Source organism: Patescibacteria group bacterium (genome assembly GCA_041667185.1).
Classification (GTDB): Bacteria; Patescibacteriota; Patescibacteriia; order SG8-24; family SG8-24; genus JBAYFM01.
Genome location: JBAYFM010000001.1, coordinates 46,600 through 61,577, shown reverse-complemented (window position 1 = coordinate 61,577; position 14,978 = coordinate 46,600). Strand labels below are relative to the sequence as shown.

12 protein-coding genes are annotated in these 14,978 nt (G+C 61.4%); 5 read left to right on the top strand and 7 right to left on the bottom strand.

What is annotated here, in order from left to right; translation table 11 throughout:
* Positions 1-45: 45 nt before the first annotated feature.
* From WCT10_00315 to tgt, 3 genes are all read right to left on the bottom strand, one after another.
* Positions 46-2,403: an amino acid permease gene (locus tag WCT10_00315; protein ID MFA6603265.1), complete on the bottom strand. Its 2,358-nt coding sequence runs from the start codon at positions 2,401-2,403 to the stop codon at positions 46-48.
* A gap of 103 nt (positions 2,404-2,506) precedes the next feature.
* On the bottom strand, positions 2,507-3,541 hold the full coding sequence (gene queA, locus WCT10_00310) for a tRNA preQ1(34) S-adenosylmethionine ribosyltransferase-isomerase QueA (GenBank protein ID MFA6603264.1): 1,035 nt from the start codon (positions 3,539-3,541) through the stop codon (positions 2,507-2,509).
* Positions 3,542-3,549: 8 nt separating this feature from the next.
* Complete coding sequence (gene tgt / locus WCT10_00305; protein MFA6603263.1) at positions 3,550-4,686, bottom strand: tRNA guanosine(34) transglycosylase Tgt; 1,137 nt, start codon at positions 4,684-4,686, stop codon at positions 3,550-3,552.
* A gap of 168 nt (positions 4,687-4,854) precedes the next feature.
* On the opposite strand from tgt, the gene WCT10_00300 reads away from it, so the two are divergent.
* Positions 4,855-5,430 (top strand): hypothetical protein, encoded by a 576-nt coding sequence (locus tag WCT10_00300; protein ID MFA6603262.1) that lies wholly within the window; start codon positions 4,855-4,857, stop codon positions 5,428-5,430.
* Between the two features lie 4 nt (positions 5,431-5,434).
* On the top strand, positions 5,435-6,520 hold the full coding sequence (locus tag WCT10_00295; GenBank protein ID MFA6603261.1) for an LD-carboxypeptidase: 1,086 nt from the start codon (positions 5,435-5,437) through the stop codon (positions 6,518-6,520).
* Between the two features lie 97 nt (positions 6,521-6,617).
* Here WCT10_00295 and WCT10_00290 read toward each other — a convergent pair whose 3' ends face one another.
* The 3 genes from WCT10_00290 to WCT10_00280 form a co-directional block, all read right to left on the bottom strand.
* On the bottom strand, positions 6,618-7,310 hold the full coding sequence (locus WCT10_00290) for a hypothetical protein (protein MFA6603260.1): 693 nt from the start codon (positions 7,308-7,310) through the stop codon (positions 6,618-6,620).
* Positions 7,311-7,431: 121 nt separating this feature from the next.
* Positions 7,432-8,826 (bottom strand): DEAD/DEAH box helicase, encoded by a 1,395-nt coding sequence (locus WCT10_00285; GenBank protein MFA6603259.1) that lies wholly within the window; start codon positions 8,824-8,826, stop codon positions 7,432-7,434.
* 162 nt (positions 8,827-8,988) lie between these two features.
* The gene (locus WCT10_00280) at positions 8,989-11,469 is read right to left on the bottom strand and encodes an HAD-IC family P-type ATPase (protein ID MFA6603258.1); all 2,481 of its coding nucleotides are present in this window, start codon (positions 11,467-11,469) and stop codon (positions 8,989-8,991) included.
* A gap of 198 nt (positions 11,470-11,667) precedes the next feature.
* On the opposite strand from WCT10_00280, the gene WCT10_00275 reads away from it, so the two are divergent.
* Together WCT10_00275 and WCT10_00270 are read left to right on the top strand one after the other, a co-directional pair.
* The gene (locus tag WCT10_00275; GenBank protein MFA6603257.1) at positions 11,668-12,210 is read left to right on the top strand and encodes a hypothetical protein; all 543 of its coding nucleotides are present in this window, start codon (positions 11,668-11,670) and stop codon (positions 12,208-12,210) included.
* A 146-nt stretch (positions 12,211-12,356) separates the two neighbouring features.
* A complete protein-coding gene (locus tag WCT10_00270) occupies positions 12,357-13,457 on the top strand; it encodes an AAA family ATPase (GenBank protein ID MFA6603256.1) in 1,101 nt (366 codons plus the stop codon).
* Between the two features lie 56 nt (positions 13,458-13,513).
* Here the strand turns inward: WCT10_00270 and WCT10_00265 are convergent, their stop codons facing one another.
* A complete protein-coding gene (locus WCT10_00265; protein MFA6603255.1) occupies positions 13,514-13,924 on the bottom strand; it encodes a metallopeptidase family protein in 411 nt (136 codons plus the stop codon).
* 125 nt (positions 13,925-14,049) lie between these two features.
* Here WCT10_00265 and WCT10_00260 point away from each other — a divergent pair, with 125 nt between their 5' ends.
* Complete coding sequence (locus WCT10_00260) at positions 14,050-14,874, top strand: hypothetical protein (GenBank protein MFA6603254.1); 825 nt, start codon at positions 14,050-14,052, stop codon at positions 14,872-14,874.
* The last annotated feature ends 104 nt before the right edge of the window (positions 14,875-14,978 follow it).

Here is a 14,978-nt window from a genome sequence, read left to right as displayed (position 1 = left end):
AAAGATTATTTAAAGCCGACAAAATTATACCACAGGCTGAAACTGCTAAACAGGCGGCGCGGGCGGCAGATTCTTCGGCCGGCGCGCCAGGAAATCGCGCAACCGCTCGCCGAAAGCCTCGGCCACCGTCTGGTGGGCTTTGACGATCATGAGCGACGAGCCTTCAAGATGTTTGGCCAGCGACTCCGGGATCCGGCCGAAACGGATGTCTTTGAGGAACTTGGGTTTGGAAGCCCCGACAATGACCAAGTCGGCGCTGACGCTGTCCACTTCTTCGATCAGTGCCTTGGTGATGGAACTGGAACTCGTGAACTTGATATCCTGGACATCCTGTTTTTGAAGACCCAAACCGCCGAGCACCGCCGTCGGGTCGGTCTTGAGATAGACCGGCACCTCTTTGCCCAGGACGCAGAACAGCTCGGTCTTGGGATGGTATTGGGCGTTGAGCGCCGAGTAGATCTCGCCGATCAGTTTCAATGATGGATTCTTGCCCTTGGGATTCGCGGCCAAGATGATCGAACTCACCGGCTGCGGATCCTTGAGGACCAGAAGATCGCAATGAGCCTCCCGCAGGATACGGTCGATCTTGCTGCCGAAGACCGTGCCCTTGACCCGGGTGTAACCCTTCCAGGAGAGCATCAGCAGGTCGCAATCCTCCATCTTCACGACCTCCAGGATCGTGTCGGTGATATCGCGTCCGACCATGACCAGGTTGTGGAAATTGATGTCATGATCGAGGCCGGGGGTCTTTTCATTGAACTCTTCGACCCAGCGCTTGATATTGTCGAGCATCTGGCGGTCATGGGTCATCGTCGCGCCGTCGAGCAGCATCAGCGGCTGCGGCACCTCGTGGACCATGAGGATGATGATCTCCCCTTTCATGCGGCTAGCGATGACCACGGCGGTCTCCAGGCGCTTGGCGATATCTTCGAAGGTCGCGGTCGGCATGATCGGCAACAGGAGCCGCTGGCCGGTCTTCGGACCGATACGGACCTGTTCCTCGTAGACGATCTCGGCCTCGAACTGCTCGCGGCCCTTGCGCGCGGCGTAGGCGAAATAATTGACGAGGCCCAAAAGTATCCAGACCATCGTCACGAGCCAAGCGGTCAGGTTGGTCTGGAGCATCGTCGCGGCCAGGAAGACATACAGCACGATGGCGAGGAGCGGCGTGACCGGAAAGAACGGGATGCGATATTTCCAGCGTATGTCCGGAAACTTGAGGTGGATGGTGATGCCGGCGAGGTTCAACTGCAGGAACAGGAGCACGAACAGCAGCGAGGCCGCGCTCGCGACATCGAAGAGTGGCAGGGCCACGACCATGACGGAGACGAGCAGAGTCGAGACGATGACCGCCAGATCCGGCGTGAAGTTCTTCAGATGGACGCGGGACATCCGGGACCAGATGTTGTTGTCGCGGGCCATGGCAAAGGCGACGTGGCTGGCCGAAAAGATCGTCGCGTTCAGGGCGGCGAGATTGGCCAAAAAGCCGCCGATGGTCATGAGGACGGCGCCCCAGGGCATGAAGGCTTCGGCCGCGCGGACGATCGCGCCTTCGCCGAAGCCGCTCAACACCTTATGGACCGCTCCGCCCTCCGCCGGCGTGGCGCCGATCACGACGAAACTGACCAGGATGTACAGGATCGAGACGACGGCCCAGGAAGTGATCAGCCCGACCTTCAGGTCGCGTTCCGGATTCTTTGTTTCCTCGCCGGCCTGGACCTGGATCTCCGAACCCTCGAAGGCGATATAGAAAAACGCCGTGGCCGCGATGACGCCAAAGAAACCATTCGGCAGGAACGGCGAAAAATTGGCGAGTGGATGGGCCGCGGCCCCGATCTTGGCGAAACCGCTTGCGATGAAAACCGCGAGCACGGTCAGCAGGCCGCCGGTGATGATGATGCCGGCGTTACCCATGCTCTTGGTGCCGCGCCAGTTAAGATAACCGAAGAGCAGAATCAGGACGACGGCCAAGACTTTCATGAACGAAGCGACGCTGATGCCCGGATCGAAGCCGACCATGCGCAGTAGTTCGTAACCGTAGTAGGCCAAGCTGAGGGCGTACGTGCCGCAAGCCGCGGCGTGGGCGAACCAGCTGAGCCAGCCGGACATGAAACCCTGGAAGTTGCCCAGCCCTTTGCGGACCCAGAGATAACCGCCGCCGGCCTCCGGAAAAGTGGTGCCCAAGGCCAGGTACATCTGCAAGTTGAGGAAGGCCACGCTGGAGCCGAGGATCATGGCGAGAAAAAGTCCTGGTCCGGCGAGACCAGCGGCCGGTCCGAGCAAAGTGAAGATACCGCCGCCGATCAGGCAGCCGATGCCCATGAAAATGATGGATCCGGGTCCGAGCGTGCGGGCCAGATGAACTGGCTGAGCGGTCGTATCAAGCGGTTTTTCTGCTTCCATAGATTTCGCCGGGCTGGTCGGCCCAGCGCTTTATCAGGAACAGTATATTACAGAATGACCGAATAAGGTATCTCCGCAGCCCCGACCAGCTGACGACCGGACGTCAGACGATCAGCATGCCGTCGCCGAACGAGAACAGGCGGTATTTTTCCGCGATCGCCAGCCTGTATAATTTCCGGACCTCGCGGCGGCCGGCGAAAGCCGAGACCAGCATAAGCAAGCTCGAACGCGGCACGTGGAAATTGGTGACGAGCGCGTCCACGAACCGGAACTTCGCGCCCTCGCGGATGAAGAGGTCGGTGTCGCCGCGGAGCTGGCGGAGACGGCCGCGGTCGTCCGCCGCCGACTCGAGCGTCCGGACCACGGTGGTGCCGACGGCGACGATCGGCCTCCCCTGCCGCTTGGCGCGCTCAAGGAATCTGGCCGTCGCCGGATCGATCTCGTAGCGCTCGCGATGCAGGCGGCCGCGGCGCCAGTGATCTTCCGTGACCGGCGCGAAAGTCCCGAGCCCGACATGCAAGGTCACGAACCGCGCGTCGAAACCGCGCCGGCGGAGCTTGGCGAGCAGCCGCCCGGTAAAATGCAGCGAAGCCGTGGGCGCGGCGACCGACCCGCGGCGTTTCGCGAAGACCGCCTGGTATTTCTCGCGCGCCTGGGCTTCCGTGAGCGGCGAGTCTTTTATGTATGGCGGCAGCGGGGTCAAGCCGTGACGTTCCAGGAGTCCCGGAAAACGCGCCATGGGAAAAAGCGGCCGCAGCAGATAAAAATTCGCCTGCTGACCGGTGATCTTGAAATGATGGCGCGCGTCGAGCGTCAGCGTCGAGCCGATCTCCAGCCGGCGATCGGCCATGAACCGCAGATCGCGGCCGGCGCGGTCAACGTAAAGCAGGACGGCTTTGCCGCCCGTCGGCTTGCGGAGCACCAGCCGTGCGGGCACGACCTTAGTCTCATTGAAGACCAGCACGGAACCGGGCGGCAGCTGGCCGGGCAGATCGAGGAAGCGCGCGTGAACGATGTCTTTTTTGGCGCGGCGATAGACCAAAAGCCGGGCGGCATCACGCGGCGACGCCGGCTCCTTGGCGATGAGCTCCGGCGGAAAATCGTAATCGTACCGCTGCAGCATTTTTTTCAGGCTCAAAGCGACGCTCACAACAGGCCTTTCTTTATCCGCCGCCGGATGTCGGCGACCAAGCCGTTGAAAAAATGCAGATTATGGCTGGTGAGCAGCACCATGCCGGCGACCTCTTTGGCGCGGATCAAGTGACTCAGGTAGCTCCGCGTGTGCTCAGCACAGACGAAGCAGCCGCAACGCGGATCGAGCGGCCGGCGATCCCTGAGAAAACGGCTCTGGTTCAGATCGAGACGGCCATTCGAAACGAAGGCTGTGCCGTGGCGGGCGTAATGGGTCGGCGCCGTGCAATCAAAAGTGTCGGCCCCGGCTTTGACGATCGTGACGAGATCGTCGGGATGGCCGATGCCCAGCAGGTGCCGCGGTTTCGCTTCCGGCAGTTCGTCCGTGACCCAGCGGATCATCCGGCCCATCGCTTTCTTGTCGTCGCCGAACTCGCCGCCGATGCCGAAACCGTTGAAATCCAGTCCGGCCATGAACCGCGCGCTCTCGCGCCGCAGATCCTCGAAGCGGCCGCCCTGCACGACGCCATAGAGCGCCTGCCGCTCCCCTTTCTTCGCGGCGAGACAGCGCGCCGCCCAGCGGTGAGTGAGCGCGAGCGATTTTTTGGTGTAGGCCTTGTCGGCCGACGGCGCCGTGCACTCGTCGAACGCGAAAATGATGTCCGCGCCGAGCGCCTGCTGGATGCGGATCGATTCCTCCGGCCCGATGAACACCTTGCGCCCGTCGATGTAGGACGTGAACCAGACCCCGTCCTCGTCGATCTTCAGGAGGTGCGGCTGCTGGCCGCTCTTCACGCGCTTCGCCGAACCGGGCTTGGCGATCTTGCCGACGCCGAGGTCGCGGCCGAAGCCCAGACTGAACACCTGGTAGCCGCCGGAATCGGTCATGAGCGGCCGCTTCCAGTTCATGAACCCGTGCAGCCCGCCGCCGCGCTTCACCACTTCCTCGCCGGGTTTCAAGTGCAGATGGAACGTGTTGCAGATGAGCAGCTGGCAACCGGCCTCCTCGACCTGCCGCGAAGTGAGCGTCTTGACCGTAGCCTGGGTGGCAACCGGAACAATGGCCGGGGTCTCAACCTCGCCATGAGCCGTCTTCAGGATGCCGAGCCGGGCCCGGCTATGCCGCGAACGCTTCAAAAGTTTGAATTCCATAACGCATTGACCCGGGAAATATACCAATTTCAGCATTAAGCGCAATCACGGCCACTGCCTCGGCCTGATCCTCAGGGTTGACTTTAAGGCCAAAACAGGTTACGATCAACCCACAGTATTTAAAGATTGAAGAGCTGATACTAAGCTAAAATAAGCGCTATTATCAGTATGGCCGCCAAAAAGCTCAAGATCGTCGACGGTTTCAAAATCCGCAACACCCAGGACATCGAATTTTGCGCTCTGGGAGACCAAGACATCTATCCGTACGTGAAGCCCGGCCAACTCTGGCTGGAGCGGTATTTTCTGCCGGAAAAGGATTTTCTGCTGCATGTCTACAGGATCAAGAAGCGGCTCGTGAAAAAATTCGGCTGGGAAAAAGCCAAAGCCTTGCTGCGTCCGGATAAATTCAATCGCGACCTGCCGCAACGCTGCCGCCTCGAGCTTTTGGCCCGACACGGCCAGCTCAAGATCTATCTCGCGGACGGCCCGGCCGTACGCCGCCACCTGGACCCGGATTTTTTCTTCGGCGGACACAACCTGGTTTACAAGTACGTCCCGAAAAACGAGATCTGGCTCGATTCAGCGGCGGCCGGACCGGAACTGAAATACATCGCGGTCCACGAGCTGTTCGAGTATGCGCTCATGAAACGCGGCAAGTGCTACAACGACGCTCACGAATACGCCAACGCCGCCGAAAAAGAAGCCCGCCGCAAAGACGGTCTCACCGCTTACCCTAAAGACTGATATTATGCTGCTCCCCAAGCGCCTGACGCCCGACAGCCAGATCAATCTCGTGCATACTTCGTCCCCGGTCGGACGCAGCGATCTTCATGGTTTCGAGGCGGCGGTGAAAAGACTGACCAAGTCCTACCCGAAGACCAAGGTCTACGACGTCGAGCGGCACGAACTCGACCCGCGCTATCTCGCGGCCTCCGAACGCGAACGCCTCAAGCAATTCCGCGCGGCTTCGAAGAACGCCAACTGGCTCCTGCCGATCTACGGCGGCACCGGCTGCGGCGACATCGTCCGGCATCTCTCCGAAGAGGATCTGAAGGTCATCAAGAAGCAGGCGCCGATCGTGAACGGCTTCAGCGACACGACTTTCCTCATCAATCATCTTTATTTCGAGATTGACCTGCTGACGTTCCATTACGCCAACGCCGGCGGTATCTTCTCGCACGACAACCACCAGCTCTTCTTCGACGTCATCGAGGGCCGGACCCAGAATTTCTCCTTCAACGAACCCGGCAGCCGCTGGCTGACCTGTCCCCCGCCGACGAAACCGATCGAAGGCATCGCCATCGGCGGCAATCTGGAGACTTTCCGCGACATGCTCGACGTCTGCCGCTACGGCTCGGCCTCCTGGAAACCATTCATCCTGTTCATGGAGGACGTTGATCTCGACGCCGAGGATTTCCATCGCATCGTCATCGCGCTCGACCAGCGCCGCGTCTTCCGGCAACTCCGAGCGATCGTCATCGGCCGTATGGACGACAAGGACTACGCCAGCGCCGAACGCAAATATGACCAGATCTTCGGCCAGCCTCCGGCGCCCGCCGTGCCAGGAGCCGCGCCGGCGGCGAACCCCGCGCCGGTAACGCCGAACGCCGCCAACTGCGGCGAATTCACCACCGAATCGGCGCCGCATTACATCCAATATCTGCTGAGCGAGGTCCTGGAGGATCGCATCGAAAGCAACGACCCGCTGCCCGTACTCATGGTCACGAACTTCGGCCACGGCGTGACGAAGAATCCGCTGCTCATCCCTATCGGCGGCAAGACGATCATCAAGCCGGACGCAAGCATCGAGTTCGTGGGGCCGTTCGTGCAGTAGGCAGAAGATGCGAAGTCAGGGAGAGACGAAGTAAATTTAAAAAGAGCGGGATAATATCCCGCTCTTTTTTATGCGCTTTGAAGTTCTAATGACTCCGTCACTCCCTGACTCCGTCACTCCCAGCCAAATATTCGAACAACAGCGCCACCACGGCATCCTTCTTTTCCTGAGGCAGCCGCCCCGGCACTTCGGCGGTGATGATCTTGCCCGACGCCAAACGGTTGAACCCGACATACCCTTCGACCGTGCCATCGAGAACGCCGTTCGGGCGCCGCGATGTGCGGCTGAAAAAATATCCGCGTTTGATGTCATTGCCGAGCACCGGATCGTCGTCATCCAGACCCTCGTACAGGCCGATGCCGAGCGCGGCGAGTCCGGCGTACAGGCGCGCGAACTCCGGCGTCGCCGAATTATCGTCCTGCTCGTACAGATAAAATTTATCCGTGGTCAGATCCTCGTGGGCCGACAAAAAATGACGGAAGCTCCGGCCGGCAAGCAGACGCAGATTAGCCCGCACCTCGGGCTCTTCCGCATCGTCATAGAAGACCCGGTTCAAATTCACGTCCCGCGCATTCAGGCGCGTCCCGCGCGCGACCGCCGACGGACTTGTCTCCGGCACCCAGATCAGATCCGGCAAGACCCCGGCGCGCGAACGCAAATAACGCCCGACGGAATCAATGACCGCTTGCTCATCGCCGTGCGTGCCGGTATGAATGAGCCAGACCGGCTCCTCCCCTTGCTGAAGATATCTCAGCCGACAGCCGGATTGTTCGACAAACTTTTCTTGCATAACAGCGCAGGTCCGCGAATAGCGCTTTTCATATTAACACACTCCCGCAGCCGTGCCAGATACCAAACAGCCCCGCGATACGCCTCACGGGGCTGCTATTTATTCAACGGGCTGATGCCGCTCAGCGGCGCCTCCGAGCCCCGCCACTGCGTCCGAAAGTCGGCCGGCCGCCGGAAGGACGTCCGCCGAAAGGCCGCCGGGCCCGATTGCCGCCGGGGCGATGGCTGGGACGGCTGGGTTCACCCTCGTAGAAAGTATAACCGCCGGCATCCGGGCGATGGCCGCCGGACGAATGCCCGCGATCGCGGTCGTGGCCGAAACGGCGGCCTGAACCGCCATCCGAATCATGCTCCGCATGCCGGCGCGGCGGCAGGTCGGGCAGCGCGTCCGGAACATTGTTCACCGGCAGGTAGATGCCGGCCAAGTGTTCGATGTCGCGCACTTCGCCGCCCTGGTCCGGCATCGCCATGGTGATGGCTTTGCCCTTCTGGCCGGCCCGGCCAGTGCGGCCGATACGATGGATGTAATCCTCCGGGTTCTCCGGAGTGTCGTAATTGATCACGAGTTCGATGCCGAAAACGTCAATGCCGCGCGCCGCGATGTCGGTCGCGACGAGGATGCGGTATTTGCCAGATTTGAAACCATCGAGAGCTTCCTTACGCTGGATCTGCGAGCGATCGGAGTGGATCTCCGCCGCGGTGTGTCCCATGTCGCGGACGACGCCGCACACGCGCTTGGCGGCGTAACGGGTGCGCGTGAAGACCAGCGCCGTTCCTTTATATTGGTCCAGGAGCCAGCGCAACAGCCGCAGCTTCTGATCCGGCCGGACGACGTAAAGCTGATGTTCGACGAGTTCGGCGGGAGTACCGGCTGGCGCCACCTCGATGCGCTGCGGATTCTTCATCCAGCGCTCGGCGATGCGGGTCACGGCCTCGGGCATCGTGGCGGAGAACAGCAAAGTCTGGCGGTCGGACGGGACGGACTGCAGGATACGCTTGATCTGCGGCAGGAAGCCCATGTCGAGCATGCGGTCGGCCTCGTCGAGCACGAGCACTTTGACCTTGGTGAGATCGAGCGTCCGCTGTTCCAGGTGATCGATGATGCGGCCCGGCGTGCCCACGATGACGTGCGGATTGGCGAACAAGGCTTTCTTCTGCGGACCGATGGCGGCGCCGCCGATGAGCACGGCGGTGCGCAGGCCGATCGACTTGCCGAAACACATGAGCATCTCCTCGATCTGCTGGGCGAGTTCGCGCGTCGGCGCCACGACCAAGGCCCGCGCCTTGAGCTGCGCGATGCGCTGGACCATCGGCAGACCGAACGCCAGCGTCTTGCCGGTGCCGGTCTGGGCGATGCCGATGAGATCGTGCCCTTCGAGAGCGAGCGGGATCGCCTTGAGCTGAATCGGCGTCGGCTTGGTGAAACCCAAACAACTGATCGCCGCCTGCAATTTGGGCGCGATCGCGAGCTCGGTGAATAATGGTCCGGTTGACCCGATTTCTTTATCCTCGGTCATACGAAATATGCGACCCGAAGCCTTCAGGGTCGCATCTTAATTCGATGACACTCCAGAGGATCGAGTCCGGCTCCGCCGAATAGCGGAGTAATAACGTGCCTGAGCTTATACCAAGATCGCGCCCTTGTCAACCAGCCGCGCCAGTCGGCCGAGAAATCCGCCTTAAACGACGGCGCTGCCGGCCCGTCCGGTCCGCAGCCGGAGGCCATGCTTCTGCTGCCACCATTTGACCGCCTCGATGAACATGATCATGGCGGCTATGCCCAAAAACAGCAGCCCCCAATGAGCGGCTCCGAGCGGCGCCAGCTTCAAGAAATTACGCGTATACGGCACATAGGTCACGACTATCTGGAGGGTCAGATTGATGGCTACGGCGGCGAGCAGCCAGGGATTCTTCCAGAAATTGCCGTAGCGCCAGAAAGGCTTGCGGAAGCTGCGGCTGGGAATGATAAACAGGATCGAACCGAGCGTGGCCGCCGTGAGCGCCATGGTCCGCCCGAGTTCCATATCGGCCAGGCGCAAGCCGAAATACCAGAACAGCGACAGGGCGAAAGCGGCTGAGAGGAACGACGTACTGAAGATCAGGAACAATCTGGTCCGGTCCAGGATCGGCTCACTGAGCCGTTTGGGGCCTTCACCCAAGATCTCCTCTTCCTTAGGTTCGAGTCCCAGAGTGATGTCCTGCGGCCCGTCGCAGATCAGGTGGATCCAGAGGATCTGGGCGACGGAGAGCGGCATCGGCCAGCCGAAGATGATCGCTCCCGACGTGATCATGACCGCGCTGAAAGAATTGGCCAGCATGTAGAAGATGGCTTTGCGGATATTCTCGAACACGACCCGCCCCTCTTCCACGGCGGCCACGATGGTCTTGAAATTGCTGTCCAAAAGAATGACGTCGGCGGTTTCCTTGGCCACTTCGGAAGCGGTGCCGACCACGATGCCGATATTAGCCTTCTTCAGGGCCGGCGCGTCGTTCACGCCGTCGCCGGTCATGGCCACGATCTCGCCCAGGGACTGCAGGGCGTTCACGATCCTGAGCTTGTGCCGCGGCATGACCCGCGTGAACAGCACAGCCTCGGTCACCCGGGATCTCAGAGCCTCGTCGCTGAGTCCGTCGATCTCGCGCCCCTCGAGCAGACCGTTCGGACCGATCGCCAGCCCCAGATGATCCATGATCTTCACGGCCGTGTGCCGGTAGTCACCCGTGATCACTTTGATCTTGATGCCGGCTTCCCGGGCCGTCCGCAGCGCTTCCTTGACTTCCTGGCGCGGCGGATCCCACAAACCGACGAGACCGATGAATTTGAGCGTCGGCATCGAACCGACCGCGACGGAATCGAGCTCTTCCCGGGCCAGCGCGCGCCGCGCGAGCGCCAGGACCCGCAGACCTTCGCCGCCCCATTTTTCGACCTTCTTCAAGATGACCGCCTGTTCCTCCGCCGCGAGCTCGGTCATAGCCAAGACCACTTCAGGTGCGCCCTTGACCGACAGCGAACATTCGGTTGACGCGGCCGCGCAGTTGGCGGCAGCCATGAACTTATGTTCGCTATTGAAAGGTATTTCCAGGATTCGCGGCGACCGATCGTAAGTGGCCTGAGGATCGAAATTTTCCTGCCGGGCCAGATAATCCCACAGCGCGATCTCCGTGGCGTCGGAAATATTATTACAGAGACAGATCACGTCCAATCCGGACTGCCGATCGACGAATTCAGCCTCGGTCACCCGCATCTTGCCCTCGGTCAGGGTGCCGGTCTTGTCGGTGCAGATCGTGGTCACGGAACCGAGAGTCTCGACAGCCAGGAGTTTCCGGATGAGGGCTTTGCGCTTCAGGATCTTCTGCATGGCGATGGCCAGGATCAGGGTCACGGCCATGAGCAGCGCCTCGGGGATCATAGCGATGAGCAGCACGGTCGATACCCGGAACATCTGCGCCGGACCGACGCCGGTCGCGGAACCGATGATGAAGAGCAGGATGCTGATGCCGACGGCGATCGCGATCAGAGTCCGGGTGTATTTCTCCAGTCGGACCTGCAGGGTCGTCGGCGGCTGGACGGTCTCTTTGATCGAAGCGGCGATCTCACCGATCTTGGTGGCCGAACCGATCTTGGAGATCCTGATCGTCGCTGTGCCCCAGGAGATCACCGACCCCATATAAACCTCGTCGCCGGCGCGCTTGGCGACCGGTTCGGATTCGCCGGTCAGGAACGACTCGTCGGCGAAAAAGGACGCCGCTTCCAGGACCGCAGCATCGGCCGGTACGCGATCGCCGACGGTCAGAAAGACAATGTCGCCGGGCACCAATTCAGAAGCGACGATCTCCTGGCGCACGCCGTCGCGGATGACCTTGGCGGTCGGCTGGACCATCCTTTTCAGGGCGGTCAGGGTCTTTTGTGCCTTGTATTCCTGGACGAAACCGAAGACCGAATTCAGGACGACTGTCAGCAGGATGAAACCGGCGTCGCGATATTCCCGGATGGCCAGGGAGATCCCGCCGACGCCCAAAAGAATGTAGACCAGCGGATTGGTGAATTGCGCCAAAAAAATACGCAGCCCCGAAGCGACGCGTTCGGCCGGCAGGACGTTGGCTCCGAACTGGAATCGCAGATCTTTGACCTCCTGCGCTTTTAAACCGGGATATCTCATAGCTTTGAACGCGTCCGGCGTCCACAAGAGAACCGCGCAGGATGCGACCCTGATATTATAATAGTTGCCGACCGGATTTACGAGACCGTCCGGCCCAGAACGCCGCGCACCGGCTTTACATCCCTCGTCATTGTGTTAAGGTCCGACCAGCGGAACAAGACCGCTGTTGGTTCTTCGCCACAAAACAAGGAGTCCGTCATGAAGAAGCTGGGCTTTTCGCTCATCTCCCTATTCGCCCTGTTCGCCGTCAGCTGCGCCGCACCCCGGACCCGCGCCTCGGGCTCCGATCTCGGAACCCCGCGCCAGTACCAAGGCCCGCCGCCATCAGAACAGCTCCAATTGCTGATTGATGTTCCGGAAGGCTGGCTGCATCTGCAGAAAGGCCCCTCCACCACGCCCGGCGACCTCGACAACCTGGTCATCAACGAAAAACTGCAAGTCCTGATCAAGGTCGGCCTCCTGCCGGCAGCGATCGGCTCTCCGATTAAGATCGCAACGGACTTCGCGGCTGGCGTTCAAAAAAGCGGCGCCCAGGTTTCGGAAATAACCTCCGCCGAGGATGACAACCAGGCCTCGTTCATCGTGACTACGGTCTCGGGCAGGGTCGGAAAGGTCACCATCCGGATCTTGCCGGAAAACCCGCGGTTCATCTTGATCTTCGCCGGCCACTGGCCAGCTGAAGCGAACGCGCTGGTCCTGCCAATCTTCGACGCGATGGCCGCCAGCACCAAGCTCAAGTGACCCTCAATCGCGTTCTGTGACCCGTCCGCTGGACGGGTCTTTTTTTGTCAGCCGGATTTTGACTTTTTCGCCGCGGCCGCCTAAGGTAACGGCGCGCCCGACGCCCTCGCAGCTTCGGGATCGTTCTTTGCCAAAAGGAGGCTATCATGCCCAACACCATCGAAGAGATCGAACGCCGTTTCCTAGTCCGTTCCATCGATCCAGATATCCAGCGCTTTCCGAACAAGGAGATCGTCCAGGGTTATTTCGAAACCCCGCCCCAGTTCAGCCTGCGCGTCCGGATCACCCGCAAACGCGACCAGTCAGCTCGGGCCGAGATCACCCGCAAGGACGGTTGCGGTGCCGTGCGGCAGGAACACAACCAGCCCGTCACGGTCGAAGCGGCCGAATTCCTGCTGAATTCCTGCAGCGACGTCATTCGCAAGACCCGCTTCGTGCGCGACGGCTGGGAGATCGACTTCTTCCACGACGCCCTGACCGGGCTGGTGCTCGCCGAATACGAGATGCCCTCGGCTGACTTCGACCTCCGCCTGCCCGACTGGATCCAGGACGCCACCGAGGTCACGCAATCGCTCACGAACCGCCATCTGGCGCGGCTCGCGCGCGACATCGCCGACTCCGGCTCTGACCGTCCGGTCCGCGAGCTACTGCCGAACCGCAGGCCGCGGATCGTGCTCACGGGCGGCCCTTGCTCCGGCAAGAGCGCGCTCATGGCCGAACTCCAGGCACGCTTCGGCGGCGCGCTCCACTGCGTCCCCGAGGTCGCGACAATCGTCATCGCCCAGGTCGGCGTGAAACCGCCGATGAACGACCCGGTCGGCGCGCGCCAATTCCAGCGCACGATCTATCGCGTCCAGCGCGGCTTCGAAACGATCTCCGACCTGCAGGCCGCAAGCGACGACAAGAAGGCTCTGCTGCTCGATCGCGGCACCATCGACGGCGCCGCTTACATCCGCGGCGGCCTCAAGGAACTGGAGTACGCCTGTCGGACCACTCGCGAGCATGAATTCAGCCTCTACGATCTCGTGATCTGTCTCGAAACCCCGCCCCGGGAGATCTTCGAGAAAATGTCGGCCAACAATCCGGCCCGTTCCGAAACGTACGGAACCGCGGTCAGACTCGGCCGCCGCATCGCCAGGATCTGGGGTCAGCACCCGCGTTTCACTTTCATCAGGAACGACGATTCCTGGGAAGCGAAATCGCGAGCGGCCATCTCAGCCGTCGCCAGCTTCCTCAGCAGCCTCTGAACGCAAAACCGCCCCGCGCTTGACGCGAGGCGGATTTTTTTATTCCGCCGGCGATCTCAACCCTGATCGAACTTCCGGCCGGCGAAACCCCGTTCCCATTTTTCCTCCAGCCGCTCCGTCTCGGCCTCGTCAAAACCGACGTAATGCGCGACTTCGTGCCAGACCGTCTCGCGGACGATCTTCGGGATCTCCGCCGGCGTCTCCGCTTCTTCTTCGATCGCGCTCCTGAAGATCGTGATCTTCGCCGGCAGCAGACCGCTCGTCTCGATCCCCTCGTCGACGAGCGGCACACCCTCGAACAGTCCCAGGAGATCATTCTCGCCCCAATATCCGCCGTCGCAATCTTCGCCGGCGCGGCAGCGATCCTCGACGACCACGGCAACATTGCCGATCCGCCGGCGGATCGGTTCCGGTATCGCCAGGATCGCTTCCCGGATCATTTTTTCGAGGTCTGGGCGCGACAGCATAAAATATGGATATTCTCGCAGATCATTATACACCCAGGGCGGCCAAACAGGCCGCGGGATTGACAGAACCGTCTTAAAACACTACGCTCGCGACAGCTCTTTTCACCAAGCCACGGAGAACGAACATGAGGAGTTTCAAACATCAAGCCATCGCCGAAAAGGCTGCCGCCAAGATCAGGGATCTGCTCAACGTCGGACGGATCGACGCCGGACTCATCCTGGGCACCGGTTGGGGCAGCTCGCTCAAGCTCGACAACCAACGCGAAGTCGAATTCTGCCAACTTCCTGGATTCAACGGCTTGCGCGGCATCGAAGGCCACGCCCGCAAAGTCCTCGTCGGCGAACTCGCCGGCAAGACCGTGGCCGCGCTCTCCGGACGAGTCCACCTGAACGAAGCGCCCAGCGACCCTGGGCTCGCGGCGATGGTCCGGCTCCAGACCGAGATGCTCATCCAGCTCGGCGCCCAGAATCTGATCGTCACCTGCGCCGCCGGCGCTCTCGGCCGCAAGTTCGCGATCGGCAACATCTGCGTCATCGACGGCTTCGTCACCCTGTACGCGCCGGAGATGCCGCTCTTCGCCGGCGAGTTCTGTTCGCCCGAGGACACGCTCGACGAACATCTGCGCAATCTCGCTTTCGAGGCCGCTTTCGAAACCGAACCGCGCCTCGCGGCCGGCGGCGGCGGACACGTCATGGTCCGCGGCCCCTTCTTCGAAAGCCGCCGCTACGACAAGAAACTGCTCGAAGCCACCGGCGCCAGCGTCGTCGGCATGAGCGTCCTGCCGGAATGTTGCGTCGCAGCGCTCTATCCCGGAACCAAAATCCTGGCGCTCGCACTCGTCACGAACAGCGACGTCGAAGAACACTCGCACGAGACCAACCTCGAGCGCGCCAAGAATTCCTCGGCGGCTCTCGGCAGCTATCTCCGCCGGATCGTTTCCCGGCTCTGACCTCCAACCGCCCCGCGCCCAGCGCCCGGAGCGGTTTTTTTATCCGCTCCCGACACGCCGAGCGGCGTGCTGCGAAACCAGCGACGTCCGATGCTGCGGATAAA

What these genes read in the sequence shown, in the direction of transcription:
- WCT10_00315 (MFA6603265.1), bottom strand. Translation starts at nt 2,403, where the DNA reads ATGGAAGCAGAAAAACCGCTTGATACGACCGCTCAGCCAGTTCATCTG.
- tgt (MFA6603263.1), bottom strand. Translation starts at nt 4,686, where the DNA reads ATGGAATTCAAACTTTTGAAGCGTTCGCGGCATAGCCGGGCCCGGCTC.
- WCT10_00300 (MFA6603262.1), top strand. Translation starts at nt 4,855, where the DNA reads ATGGCCGCCAAAAAGCTCAAGATCGTCGACGGTTTCAAAATCCGCAAC.
- WCT10_00295 (MFA6603261.1), top strand. Translation starts at nt 5,435, where the DNA reads ATGCTGCTCCCCAAGCGCCTGACGCCCGACAGCCAGATCAATCTCGTG.
- WCT10_00290 (MFA6603260.1), bottom strand. Translation starts at nt 7,310, where the DNA reads ATGCAAGAAAAGTTTGTCGAACAATCCGGCTGTCGGCTGAGATATCTT.
- WCT10_00285 (MFA6603259.1), bottom strand. Translation starts at nt 8,826, where the DNA reads ATGACCGAGGATAAAGAAATCGGGTCAACCGGACCATTATTCACCGAG.
- WCT10_00280 (MFA6603258.1), bottom strand. Translation starts at nt 11,469, where the DNA reads ATGAGATATCCCGGTTTAAAAGCGCAGGAGGTCAAAGATCTGCGATTC.
- WCT10_00275 (MFA6603257.1), top strand. Translation starts at nt 11,668, where the DNA reads ATGAAGAAGCTGGGCTTTTCGCTCATCTCCCTATTCGCCCTGTTCGCC.
- WCT10_00270 (MFA6603256.1), top strand. Translation starts at nt 12,357, where the DNA reads ATGCCCAACACCATCGAAGAGATCGAACGCCGTTTCCTAGTCCGTTCC.
- WCT10_00265 (MFA6603255.1), bottom strand. Translation starts at nt 13,924, where the DNA reads ATGCTGTCGCGCCCAGACCTCGAAAAAATGATCCGGGAAGCGATCCTG.
- WCT10_00260 (MFA6603254.1), top strand. Translation starts at nt 14,050, where the DNA reads ATGAGGAGTTTCAAACATCAAGCCATCGCCGAAAAGGCTGCCGCCAAG.